This window comes from Calothrix sp. FACHB-168, assembly GCF_963889195.1.
GTDB lineage: Bacteria > Cyanobacteriota > Cyanobacteriia > Cyanobacteriales > Nostocaceae > Aulosira > Aulosira anomala_A.
Map to the genome: position 1 here is coordinate 135,231 of NZ_CAWPNJ010000085.1, position 13,999 is coordinate 149,229.

General features: G+C 40.7%; 7 protein-coding genes. 1 reads left to right on the top strand and 6 read right to left on the bottom strand.

From position 1 onward, the window contains the following. Nucleotides 1-30: 30 nt before the first annotated feature. Entirely contained in the window at nt 31-4,908 is a 4,878-nt protein-coding gene (locus AACW45_RS35945; RefSeq protein ID WP_190630517.1) for a two-partner secretion domain-containing protein, read from the bottom strand. Nucleotides 4,909-5,066: 158 nt separating this feature from the next. On the opposite strand from AACW45_RS35945, the gene AACW45_RS35950 reads away from it, so the two are divergent. Then, a complete protein-coding gene (locus AACW45_RS35950) occupies nt 5,067-5,942 on the top strand; it encodes a GNAT family N-acetyltransferase (protein WP_190630518.1) in 876 nt (291 codons plus the stop codon). Nucleotides 5,943-6,117: 175 nt separating this feature from the next. Here AACW45_RS35950 and AACW45_RS35955 read toward each other — a convergent pair whose 3' ends face one another. The 5 genes from AACW45_RS35955 to AACW45_RS35975 form a co-directional block, all read right to left on the bottom strand. After that, complete coding sequence (locus AACW45_RS35955) at nt 6,118-6,468, bottom strand: DUF1257 domain-containing protein (RefSeq protein ID WP_015136553.1); 351 nt, start codon at nt 6,466-6,468, stop codon at nt 6,118-6,120. A 145-nt stretch (nt 6,469-6,613) separates the two neighbouring features. Further along, nucleotides 6,614-8,137, bottom strand: coding sequence for a stress-responsive protein Ycf46 (gene ycf46 / locus AACW45_RS35960; protein ID WP_190539867.1), 1,524 nt, complete (start codon nt 8,135-8,137; stop codon nt 6,614-6,616). A 92-nt stretch (nt 8,138-8,229) separates the two neighbouring features. Further along, nucleotides 8,230-8,583, bottom strand: a complete 354-nt coding sequence (locus tag AACW45_RS35965; protein WP_096642411.1) for a hypothetical protein — start codon at nt 8,581-8,583, stop codon at nt 8,230-8,232. 320 nt (nt 8,584-8,903) lie between these two features. Then, entirely contained in the window at nt 8,904-11,846 is a 2,943-nt protein-coding gene (gene pgmB / locus AACW45_RS35970) for a beta-phosphoglucomutase (RefSeq protein WP_190630520.1), read from the bottom strand. Between the two features lie 836 nt (nt 11,847-12,682). Then, nucleotides 12,683-13,915, bottom strand: a complete 1,233-nt coding sequence (locus tag AACW45_RS35975) for a DUF4336 domain-containing protein (RefSeq protein ID WP_190630522.1) — start codon at nt 13,913-13,915, stop codon at nt 12,683-12,685. Between the last annotated feature and the right edge of the window lie 84 nt (nt 13,916-13,999).

Genomic DNA, 13,999 nt, shown 5'->3' on the forward strand with positions numbered 1-13,999 from the left:
ACCTTGAAAAATTTATGCTGAAAACAAACTTTATTTAGCCGCACAGCTAGAGGAATTGATTCCCATAGCAGAAGATTGAGGTGTTTGAGAAATGAGGGTAACTTCGCCTTTATTATTGAATACCCAACCAGTCGCAGGCATAGTTAATACTGGCTTTTCTTGATGGGTTGTGGGGTTTGTTGTTTGGGTAGACACTCTTTGCTGTAGAGAATTAGCACGCAGACGAACATCTTCCCACACCGTATCGCTACTGAGAAATTCATCAGGCTTAGGCGGTAATCCACCACGCCCAGTATCAGTAAATGTACTCGCTAGTTTTTGATTCCCCACACCACAACTTTGAGCAATTTGCTGTGATGGGTCTGTTGCGTTCGTCGGCAGTGAGATAATACTTTTACTGGGGTCAATCTCTGGAGAATTTATACTGACTACACCGTTTAATTGGGGATCTGTTTGGGAAATCGCCGTAATATCATTAGTTTGCAGCAATTGGGGGTTAAGTTTTTCGGGGTTGGTTGTACCTAATTTCTGTTCTAATTCCACCCTGGTGAGGGTTGCTAAACCAATTACCCCTTTAGCGTTGATAGCGATCGCACCACCACTACCAGAAAAGGCATTAGCTGAGATATCATTATTTTCAGCAGCTGGCGAGACAATAAAGCCATTACTTGTATTTAGATTAATTGCGATCGCACCACCATCACCACCCGCACCTTGTTTTCCTGCGGTGGTAGAGATTGTACTGTTACGCCGCAATAACAGTAAATCTTGCACATTCAGTGTAATACTACCACCTTGACCGCTATCGGTATCGGCACTAATACCTGCAAGGTTATCCAATGTCAGACGATTAGCGGTGATGCTAATACTACCTGCGACACCTGTACCCTGACTATCTACAGAGATTTTCGCTTCGTCTTTGAGGGTGACTTGAATCGGATCAATGTTAATTGTACCGCCATCGCCTGTAGAATTGGCTTCTGTATTGGCGAATAGACCGCTATATTGATTTATGGGGCCAAATATACCAACAATTTCGCGATCGCTTGTCGTGGATGTAAAACCGTAGGTATCTTTAATTACATCAAAATTCTCTGTTAGTGCTTCCAGTCGTTGATTGTAGCTTAAATCCTGACCTGCGATCGCCACATTATTACTAGCATTAATTTTAATACTACCAGCTTCTCCACTACTATAAGCATTTGTGAGAATTTGTCCGCCAGCTGTAATTTCCAGATTATTGACATTAATCTCGATATTCCCACCGCTACCGCTACTTTTAGAAGGTGCGCTTAAAACTGCACCATTTTTAATAGATAAATTACCAGTATTAATAGTAATATTGCCACCAGCGCCAGCATCTGCTAATTTACTTTCTGTATTGACAAACAAGCCAGTAGAAAATCCATTGAGAAATGATGCACCAGATAAAGTCACAGCTGCAGTAGATTGTTGCTGTAAATTCAGGGGATTAATAGTAATATTTCCCCCATTACCACTACTAGAAGTATTACCATTAATTCTCGATCCCTCTGTTAAAGACAGTGATTGAGTTTTGATATTTACATTACCAGCCTTACCACTACCAAAGGTTTGGGCATCAAATCTTGATGACTGATTTAAGGAGATTAATTCAGCAGTCATATCAATATTACCAGCCTTACCACTGCCAAAAGTTTCTGCTTGAATTAAAGATTCATTACTAAAATAAATTTCCTGAGCTTTAATATTAATATCACCAGCATTACCTTGAAGAGATGTACTAGCATTAATAATAGAACTATCAGCAAAAGATACAGTTTTATCTACTGTAATATAGAGATTACCACTGTTCTCTGCTCCAAAAGTATTAGCATTTAAAATAGAGTTTTTAGTTACAAATAAAGCCGCAGTGTTAATAGTAATATCACCGCCGCCACCTTGTCCTTCTTTATATGGTTCATTTTGTGTAACTTTCGCAATTAAATCGTCACTACCAGTATTCATACTACTTTCCGAAAGCGAGACTGTTCCACCCGTTGTCTTGACAGTTACACTTCCAGCTTTACCAGTTCCTAGCGTATTAGCTAAAAGAGAACTCCTATTACTCAAAGATAGTGAATTACCTGTTACGCTAATACTTCCTCCCGCACCAGAACCATAAGTTGTAGTTTCTAAATTACTGCTAGTTAAAGATATCTCTCCTAAAGATTGCACTGTTATATTACCCGCATTTTTAGTCAGAATATTTTCGGTATTATTACCTGCTACCAAGTTGCTACTAGTTAAAAAACTGCTGTTAATCGTTACTTTTTTTGGGCTTAAAGATTGATCATTAGGGGAATATCCAATCAAAATATTACCTGAATTTCCATTACTGACAATTCCCAGGGTTGCATTGCCAGTTTTACCAGAATTCCGATTGAAAATAATCTCATTTAAGGCATTAATCAATATACCCCCAGCATAACCACCAGCAGTATTTGTTGTATTCAATCTAGATTCTTCTAATATTACCGAACCTTGGTTAGCAGCAATTTGAATATAACCAGGTAAAAGGTAAGTATCAGAACTACTATTATCTAAACTATTACTTTCGCTATTAACTTGACTGTTTTGCAGAGAAATATCCTGTTTACTGGCATTAATTTCTATACTTCCCCCATCTCCTAGTCCGTTATTATCTGTTTTCAGGATAGTTCCTAGCAATGATATTGCACCAGAATCTAGTCTGAGATTTCCCGCATTACCTGTTCCGCCTATAACATCACTAGCAATTTGACTATTAGTCAAAGAAATTGAACCTAAAGATTCCAGATAAATATTACCCGCATTAGTTTTACTGGCATCAATAGAAGCATTACTATATATCTTACTATTAGCAATAGCTATGTCGTTTACCGATGTAATTCTAATATTGCCAGCACTACCTTGTTTGCTAGGATTATCAGTAATTAAGCGGGAATCAAAAATATTCAAAATTTGCGGAGATAAATTAGCATAGCTGGATTTACCCAGAGAAATTTGACCGTTATTACCAAGACTAGAAATATTACTATCATTCTCAATTTTTAATTCCTGAAAAGCAGTAATATTTATATCTCCTGCATAGCTGATACCAATATTTGTAGTATCTAAATGCGAGTTATTTAGATATACAGAACCATTGCTAGATTTGATATTGATGCTGCTAAATAACTTACCAGAATCGCTACTATCTACATTATTAAAATTACTCGATGCTTCTATATCACCTAGATAAATATCTCCTGGAGCTTCTATAATCACATCTCCTGCTAATCCATTAGGTGTTTTGGAGATTATATCGGCAAATCTGGTATCAATACCAGCACTTTTACTAACAAGAGTAATATTTCCGCCATTTCCATTACCTAAACCGCTTAAATCGGACAGTAAACTGCCAACAACATTAATATTTTTATTAGCAATCAGTTGAAGATTATTGTTGCTATCCAATCCAAAAGAAATATCAATGACGCCGTTACTGTTAATGTCACCTCGCGAATCAACGATGACATCGCCAAATGTTTGAATCAAATCGGTTGTAATGTTACCAGATAATTCATTAGGTGCGTACTGATTTGTTAACAGTATTTTGCCTTTGATTGGTTCGCCAGTTAATGAATAATTGAGATTGATAATACTGCCAATATTAATATTGGCACTTGAACTTGGTGCATTAGGATTAACTATGCCAATTACGCCAGTTATCGGATTTGGTGTCAGGCGGGGAGTTGCAAATGCAGTAGTTCCCGCGCGAATATCTAATGTTGGTTCTTTTGCACCATTAATAGCTACAGAATTTGTCCCATTAGCAAGACTGATTGATAAAGGTACATTTTCTACAATTGAATTTCCCGGATTACTTTTATCTGCACCGATGATTTTAATACTATCAATATTCACTGCACCGCCCGCCAAAATATGCAAAGAAGCGCCTTGGTAACTATGAAAATTAACGTCGCCGCTAGCACGTATAATTGGGTCATTAGGGCTAAACAGATTACCCAAATTTCCATCTAATTTTTCAATCTGAAAATTCCCGCCAGCCCAATAGCGAGCATCTCCAGCTATAGTATTAGGACTGCGTAAAACCATATCTGCACTAGCAAATAAACCACTTTCAGGGTGGTTTAAAGCAAATATATCTATACTTTGATTACTTTGGAGAGTTAACTTTTCGCCTGCGGAAACAATTACAGGATTGCTAGCTGTGTCTCTGATTTTAACTGTATCTTGAGCAATTAGGGTTAAATCTCTACTAGCTTGTAACTTACCTTGTAAATCTAGATTAGCAGCAATTAGGCTCAAATCTTGCCCGACGCTTAAATTTCCGCGCGCGCTAATCATCCCCGATGAATTAGCCGCAAATTGCAAACCAGGACGTAAATTAACTGTCAGTAGCGGCGCTGCTTCAGGATGATTGGCGCTAAATTTCAACCCATTATCAAAAACAAAACTATTAGCTGTCGTCGCCAAAAATGAACCAGTCACATCTAAACGCGCGTTAGCACCAAATATTATGCCATTGGGATTGAGAAAATATAAATTTGCTCTCCCATCTACGCCCAAAGTCCCGAAAATTCTAGAGATATCGCTTCCCGTGACGCGAGTAAAGATATTTTCAATTCCTGTGGGATTAGCAAAATATACTCGTTGTCCTTCACCAACATTAAATTGTAAGAAACTCTGAAATAAGTTAACACCTCTAGTAGCACCACCTTCAATTAAGGTTGTCGGTAATCCCTGAATGTTGGTATTTGGTGTCAGTTTTATACTTTCTGCACCTAATGTATTATCTGGGACGATTTGCGCCTGTACAGAATTAATTGATGTAGTACCCAAGCTAACCGCTAAGAGAATCAGCAGCTTTAATTTCCCTAAATTTTGGCGAAGAAATGAAATCATGGGATTATTGCCCGTGTAGAAATCGCGGGTTCAGTTTATACACAAAAACAGATTTTAAATAAGTATATTTTTGGAGAAAAATATCCAATATTTTACTCATCTCTTCATAGAAGTGGCGAGGTTTATGATTTTATTATTCCCGTAGTAAAATTAGCACTATGAACTGCGATCGCTTTCAACAATCCTTTGCAGTAGACCCTTCTCTTAGCGGTAAGCTGTTTGACTTGTTAGAAATCACATTTCCCGGACTCAGTAGTTTAGCTGAATGTGGACGAAAGCTAGGTGCATCTTGGGAAGCTGCTTCCACTCCTTTTATTTATTTTCATGAAGATATAGCAATTAGCCATGTGGGAGTAGTCGAAATTCCTCTCTACATCATGGGAGAAAAAGTAACTGTTGGCGGAATTCATGCAGTCGCTACCCGTCCAGAGTTTCGCAGAAAAGGTTATTACCGCGCTGTCATGAATGAAGTGTTGGAATATTGCGACAAGCTTTATGAAACTCTTGTATTGTCCACATCGCAGCCAGAATTTTATCTACCTTTTGGCTTTCGTGTCATCGCAGAACATATCTTCAAAGTTCAATGCAGTTCTACAGGTAGCACAGATGGCTGGAGAGAACTAGATTTGACAGCTAACGAAAATTTAGAATTACTGCACAGACTGTTAGAAACACGAGTACCAGTCTCTAATGTAGTCGGGGTAGTTCAGGAAAAAGCCGTGTTCTTTGTGAATGAAGGCAGCCGTCCTTTATATTATGCAGCAGATTTAGATGCGATCGCCTGTATAGAAATAGAAGATACTCGATTGCATCTATTTGATATAGTCAGCACACAGATACATCCGTTGTCAGAAATCCTAGTGAGAATACCTCAATTCATTGAAGAGGTAGTAATTTACTTTAGTCCCGAACTTCTCAATACGGAAAATGTGCAAGCATTTCCCGGTGTGATTGAAGAAACTGTTTTAATGGTGCGCGGTAAATTTGCCGCAGAGAAAGAAAAATTTATGCTACCGCGTTCGGCGCGTTGTTGAAAAAATGCCCCACCGCTTTCAACAAAAATCCCCTGTACTGAAGCCAGTCAGGGGATTTTAGGTAGAAAGTTGACGGTTTGACAACAGACTATGAATTAACTAAGCGCAAAAAAAGCGGGCTAACCGCTAGTTACTTGGTTAGCCCGTGCAGCTTTGGGAACGCGCAGAGAAATTACTATTGCAATACCAATTTCACATTGGCGTTTTGTAAACCGCGCTGTTTTACTTCAGCTAAGGTTTTGTTAACTGCATATTTTTGGTTGATGGAGTTGATCAACTCAGTTTGATTATGCTTTTTAGCTACGCCCCAAAGGTCAGCAATGAGGTCAAAGGAACCATCACTGTTGCGAGACCAACCCAGGTCATATTCGCCTTCTAACACAGCAACGATGTCAGAACGTACGCGCTGACCATTATAACCACGGACATCAGCTTCAGTCTTCACGCTGATGCCCAGGTCACGCAAGGATGCTTTGAGGATTTCTGCATCGGTGATTTTGGTGCGCAGAGTGCTAAAGTGAGACATTTGGGTTTCCTCCAAAGAGAAGATTGAGAAAGAACGACAACGGTTTGTTTTTGGGGAAGCCGCGCTTAAATTTAAAGCGGCTTGTTTCGAGCGCTGCTAGCATTTACTGCTAGCCTTTCCCCCTGGGATTAGCAGGGGAAAGCTTTTAAAACTCCATTCGCTGATATTCAGCAACGGAGGATGCTGCGGGTCTGGCGCGCTGTCTGGCCCAGTCTCTTAAAGCTGTGACCTGTTCTTGCATCGTTCTAGACAGCGGTAAAGTTGCCTTCAGTGCAGCAATAATATCTAGTTGGGTGAACTCGCGTTCTTGGGCGAAAGCTTCGTACATCGCCGCCACTATCGCTTGTTCAATTTCTGCCCCAGAAAAGCCATCGGACATTTTCGCTAGTTGTCCTAAATCAAATCGTGAAATGTCTTCACGACGCTTCGTCAGGTGAATGTTAAATATATCCTGACGTTCTTCGGGTGTGGGCAGATCCACAAAGAAGATTTCATCAAAACGACCTTTCCTTAAGAATTCTCCCGGCAAACGCTCTACTCTGTTAGCTGTTGCCATGACGAACACAGGAGATTTCTTTTCTTGCATCCAGGTGAGGAAAGAGCCGAAAATCCGGCTGGAGGTACCGCCATCTGAATCACCAGAACCAGCACTACCAGCAAAAGATTTATCTAATTCATCGATGAATAATATTGTCGGGGAAATCGATTCTGCTGTTTTCAAGGCATTACGCAGATTGGCTTCACTTCGACCCACCATTGAGCCGTCGTAAACTCTACCCATATCTAAGCGTAAAATTGGTAACCCCCAAAGACGAGAAGTAGTTTTCGCTATGAGGGATTTACCACAACCTGGAACTCCTAGAATTAACATCCCTTTTGGTTGGGGTAGCCCATACTCTCTCGCTTTTTCTGTAAAAGCGTTAGAGCGTTGCTTGAGCCACTTTTTCAATTCTTCTAAACCACCTACAGCATCAATAGTTTCATCTTCTTCGATGTATTCTAAGATACCATTGCGCCTGATTAGCTGCTTTTTCTCAGATAAAACTATATCTACTTCATCTTCCGTCAACCGCCCTGTAGTTACCTGTGCCTTGCGATAGACTTTTTCGGCTTCATCTTTGGTTAAACCCAAGGCGGCTCTGAGAAGTTTTTCTCTGGCTTCGGTTGTCAACCTCCGCCCGCGATTTTGATCTAAATGGTGAGTTAAGACTTTATTTAACTCAGCCATATCTGGTAGTTGAAAGTCAAGAACTACAACTTCTTTTTCCAGTTCGATAGGTACTTGTTGAACCGGCGACATTAATATAATGTTTTTTGGCGAACCATGCGACGAAAGTTTAAAATTAGCGATCGCATCACGTAACGATCTAGTTGTCGCAGGTGCATCTATAAATGGATGTAAATCTTTAAGTATAAATAAACCAGGTTCTTTATGACGGATAATCCACTCAATTGCTGCTTCTGGTGAAACAGTGTTATGTTGGGTGACATTCCGAGGTTGACCATACTCCACGATGCCGTGAGTTACTGTCCAAACAAATACTCGGCGTTGGGGCTTTAGTAACTGGGCGATGGTGGAAATTGCCTGCTCAGCCCGCTCTTCCTCGGAGGTCACAAGGTAGATTAAAGGGTATTGAGCTTGAATTAGAATATTGAGCTCTTCTTTCATACATCGACCTACTTGAGACCTTAGTACAGTACAGACATCGTTTTGCTGGTGATGAAAATAGAATTATGAATTTAATTCTTCATAATTCATAACTAACAAGGAACTAGTTCTTCCTCACCCAGAAGATGGGTTTTTTCTTTATCCATTTCATCAATGGAAATATCATCTTGACCAATTACCCCAGGTTGATTATTTAAGGTAATTAGTTCTCCTTCTCTTAATACCAACGAACTTGCACATTCGGGGCAGGAATATACTCTATGAGTTCTGCCATATACAGAAGCTTCTATTTCTTCTACTAATTCTGAATTAGAAAGGTAGAAAAATAGGGCGCGTTCTGCCAGATCTGACATGGGTTCAGAATCAACTGCTGAACGAATTTTCAGCCTCCTGTGCAATTCAGGCGATAGATACAAAGTAACTTTTTGCTTAGTTTGCGTTTGCATATTTCTTTAACGGCCTTACCCGGGTATGTATATTACGTTATCGGCTCTCTTCTGGCTTGTCAAGACGGTAAAACGTTTTGATGGCAATATTGTTACATTTGTTAATAATTGGGCATGGGGCATGGGGCATGGGGCATTGGGCATTGGGCATTGGGCATTGGTCATTGGTCATTGGTCTTCCTTGTCCCCCTTGTCCTCCTTGTCTTCCTTGTCCTCCTTGTCCCCCTTCCCTTGTCCCCCTTTGGGCATTTCCAAAAATAAAAAAAATCCCACCCTGATATACAGGATGGGAAAATTGGAGAAAAGCGAATCTTTAAATCTTAGCTTCTACTTAAGACAGCTAGTTCTTGGCTGTTGGCTATGCGCTGGTGTAGGTTTGACCAAGTTACTCTGTCTAAACTGGGTAATACGACATTAGCTTTACCTAATCGCTCAATTGGCCCTAGTCCTACAGACCACATACCTGCGGCTTTGGCGGCTTCTACTCCGGCGATCGCATCTTCGATGACAATACATTGTGATGGAGAAATGCCAATTTGTTGCGCGGCAAATAAGAATAAGTCTGGTGCGGGTTTGGGTTGGGTGACGCTGTAACCATCGGCTATGGCGTCAAATTTATCTTTAACGCCTAAGCGGTGAATTACTGTCTGAGCATTTTTACTAGATGAACCTAAAGCAATCTTAATTCCCGCATCTCGCAGTTCTTGGAGGAGATTGGCGACTCCTGGGAGTAAATCATCTGCGGTAATTTCCTCAATTAATTCCAAGAAATAGCCGTTTTTGCGCTCCATCATGTCTTGAATTTGCGCTTCTGTGGCGGTGCGATCGCCTAAAATTTGCATTAGGGTTTCTCGTCTGGGTAATCCTCTAATCGCGTCGTTGGCTTCTCGATCAAAAGGAATGCCTTCTTCGTCGGCTACTCGCTTCCACCCTAAATAGTGCAACTCAGATGTATCGGTTAACACTCCATCTAAGTCAAAGATGACACCTTTAATTTGGGGGTGTGCGGGTTGCAGATTCACATCTGCTGGCGGATTGTCAATTTCCATGTCTGTATTTTGTCGCAAATCGAAGTCATACCACTCGTTGCGCCATTGCAGCCGGAATTTCAACCGTTTCCAAGTTGGAGGCAAATTAGGACAGGCGACAGGGCCTAATTTTGTCATGCGAATGCCGCCAAACCCAAATACCACTGCTTGCCATACACCTCCAGCACTGGCGGCGTGAATTCCTTCAGCTGCATTACGCCTTACATCTTCTAAGTCTACCAAGGCTGAACGGAGAAAATGTGTATAAGCGTGGGTGGGTTGGTTTAAATCGCAGGCTAATATAGCATGGATAGCGGGGCCGAGAGATGAACCATAGCTATGGTCGGTGCGTTTGCTGTAATAATCCCAGTTAATCGCTAAGGTTTTGTAGTTGTAACGCTCTCGCAGTAAATACAGCAGCATTAATACATCTGGCTGTTTGAGAATCTGCTTTTGATTTGTAGCTTCAATTCCCAATAAACCTTGTAAAGATTGAGTGCGGGGTTCATAATCTGCTAGATTAACATCTTCTAGCTGGAAAAAGCCTTCAAACTGCTCAATTAAACCAGTGACTTCGTCTTGATTTACATATAACAGTTCTTGAATTTCTGTCCATTGATGCAGACGCTCTATAGTTAACTGGAGTTGTTCGGCTAATTGACTAGATTTTTCGGGATAGGCTTGCTTGAGCCAGTCCCAAAGCTCCAAAGCTGATTGTAAGTGCCACTGCACCATGACATTGGTGAAGGCATTATTATTGACGCGATCGTGGTTTTCATCGGGGCCAATTACGTCTAAAATATCGTAGCTTTGCCGTTCTACATTCCAAATTGCGCGACTTTGCCAGAAAACTGCGGTATCTAAAATAATTTCTGCACCATAATCCCGCATCCAATCGTCATCGCCTGTAGTTTGCCAATAATGCCAAGCAGCATAAGCAACATCAGTGTTGATATGGACTTCAATATCACCGCACCAAATTCTCACGAGTTCGCCGTTACCGCTAGCATGGGGAACCCAACGGGGTGTAACTTCATCACCAGTATCGGCGCTTTCCCAAGCAAACATGGCTCCTTGATAGCCGGTTTCTTGAGCTTTGCGTCTAGCTCCTGGTAAGGTGTGGTAGCGATAGGTGAGCAAGTTCCGCGCCAAAGCTGGTTGAGTTAAGGTGAGGAAGGGAAGTATAAAAATTTCTGTATCCCAAAATATATGTCCGCGATAAGCAAAACCGGAGAGGGTTTTGGGCGGAATACTTACATGGTCATCTTGACGCGGTGCTACAGCTAATAATTGAAATAAGTTGTAACGGACGCTTAACTGGGCTTGGCGATCGCCTTCTATAATAATGTCACTGTCTTGCCATACCTGTTCCCAAGCAGCAATGTGAGCGGCTAGCAAGGTTGAATAACGCGGTTCGTCGGCTAATCTTTGCAGCGCTGCGGCGATGGGAGTTTCAATTTCCCGTGAGGTAAATAGGGTAATAATTTTTTCCACACTCACACTTTTTCCAGGTACGACTTGGAAAGTTGTGGTGAGGGTGGGAGCAGTATCAGCATTTGCTAAATTAATCGGTGGTGCATTTTCACCTTCCACTACTAATTTAGCTGCCATCCCTAACTGAATTTCCGAATGGATAGTTTGGTTGTATAGCCAAATAATCCGATCTACACCACCTTGATTTAAGGTTTTCCAATGGGGTACGCCTTGGGTTTGGGGTGTGGGATCAAAACTGGTTTCAAAGGAAACTTCGCCTTCAAAGTCTAAGGATGTTACCTGAGCGCGAATGGCTAATACATGTCGATCTGCTAAACTAGCGAAACGCTCAAAATGAAAATCTAATGTATGTCCTTGGGGAGAACGCCAACGTACATCACGGCTGAGTATGCCTAAACGTAAGTCGAGCCGCCGTTCGTAGTAGATAATTTCGCCACTGTCCATAGTAAAGCGATCGCCTGCCACTTTGATCGTTAATGGCAACCAGCTTGGACAATTCACTAGTTCAGTATAGGCGATCGCTACTTTGTCATATAAACCATGTATGAGTGTAGCGGCGGAATCTTGAGGATATCCTTCTTCAAAACTACCCCGCGTTCCTAAGTAACCATTACTCAGAGTAAAAACGGTTTCTTTGTGGTGTAGCTGGGCGGGATTGAATTCTGTTTCAATAACGTTCCAGTCTGTAGCTTCATTCAGTGCTTGATTGTTGTGAGAATTGCGAACGGATAAATTGACCATGAGTATACATACCTAATTTTCGCGGCTAGTTTGAGTTAGAATGAAATCCCATTTATAGGACTTCAAGGCACAAAGCGCTATTTTGAATATTCTGCGACTTCAATGCAGTCTCAATAGGAAAACTTTGACCTACTTGCTAATATTAATGTTCCGATTTTCATCAGTCTATAGATAGATTTTATTAATAACTCACATGCAAGGCTATTAATATTAGAAAATTTACGAATATATATATATGGTTTAACTGTGTTACATCAGGATAATTATCTGTAAATTGCACTCCTTATATACTCACTACATATCAATGAACTCATAATCCAGAAGCTGCTTCACTCTTATAAAATTAAATAATTATTAATTTTTTTAAATACTGGCTGACGGGGAAATTGGGAAATCTTCTTACAGCCTGAGCTATTGGTGGAAAATGCTAGCTATTATAGGCATTTTCCATCAGTTCGGCTACTGCAAAAATGAGTCATTTATTTAATTTATCGAAAATCAAATTTATGCCAAGTTATCCAAATATATGGAAAATTATAATTGTGCTTGTCTTTATGAATGATAAGTAAACATGTCAGATAAACATGACTATATAATCAATAGTTGATTATTTAATAAATCCTCGAATTCAGCTAATTTCTTGTCAGGAATATTCTAGAGACGTTTGGCGAACATACTCAAGCAGCAATATAGCTTCCTGATGGAATTTAGAGGATAGAGTGAGGATGCTGACAAAATTTCCCAGAAAATTACTCACTCCGACACAAAAATAATTTATCGCTCATAATTTTTGCGGAGAAGTCAGATAAATATCAGCAAAACCCGGGGAGTTGTCTCTATACCTTATCTTGGGGTGGAGGAACAATTTTCAACTTGTTGAGATTAATGTCAATTTCCTGAAGTACTTTAAAATCTTCTTGAGGTAAGGGGTAACTATTACTGTTAAATAAGCCTGCACTGACAGATGGTTGCTGTTCTAAGAAAGAAAATGCTTGACGGAACTGATATGGCTCTGCTTTGATGGGTGAATCAAAGTGACAGGGAATAATCCAGTGAAAATCCCAACTAGCGACTTTATTCGCCCAATTAATCGTTTCTTTGGGTGCGCGGTTGAGAATGAGCGTCTGTAATATAGGCGCTACAAATAACCTACCATCACCGCTTAAGGCAGCAAATGAGCGTTGCCAATCTGGTTGCCATTTAAAGGGATATAAGCCAAAATAAGCTTTTTGAGAACGTTCTGGGGCTTTTATGGCATCGCGCAATGTTTGAGCAAAGCTAATGACATCTAGTGCGCTTGGTTGAAAGTATAAAGCAAATAACGATATCCGTTGCCAACCTTTACGACGGTTAGCTTGATTATCGACAACAATATCCCCTGCGCTTTCCTTAGCATGGAAGAGTAAAGGATAGGGATCTAATTGGACGATCGCAGGTGGTTCTTCGGGTACAGATAGTATGGTATCTGTAAGTAACAGAGTATGCGATCGCTTATGGAAGAAAGCCACCTCCGCAAATTTTCCTGGGCCTAAATGAATCGGGCCGAGAATAGCATAATCAAACTCATCAGCAAAGGGTGTTTTTTGGCTATCTGCTGGGAGTATTTGCGTTCTTTTTGCAGGTAACCCCAGCCAACTCAGAGGTAAATTTAAAGGAAAACTCCACTGACTGGGAGCAACAAATACCTGTGCTTGCGGAAAGCATCTGGCAAAGGGGCCAACAAAAACCTTATGTTCTAAACCAGAGATAGTTGGCAGAATAATATACTTAACTTCTCCGTGTTCTGCAACCAACTCATTTACTAGTCGGATACATTCGGCGGTAGGTGCAACAGGAGCATATACCAGAAGTCCCCCGGCTTCTAGCTTTACCACAGTCATGCGAATGGGGACAACTACATAAAAAATGCCCTGTATTTGGTCAAAAGTCCAGATTGTATCTTTAACTACTTCTTTGCGAATTGTCCGACGATTACCAAATGGGTAGATTGGTAAAGTAAACCAATAGAACCAAGAAAAGTCCTGAGAGTTAATTTGTTCGCTGTTACTTACCCGTTCCTCTTGAGTCACTTTATCAATCCCCCCATTCCCAATGCACTATTTGCTCTCCAAAAGTTGGAGTTTAGCAAATTATTGAGCCATTAATTTAATTTT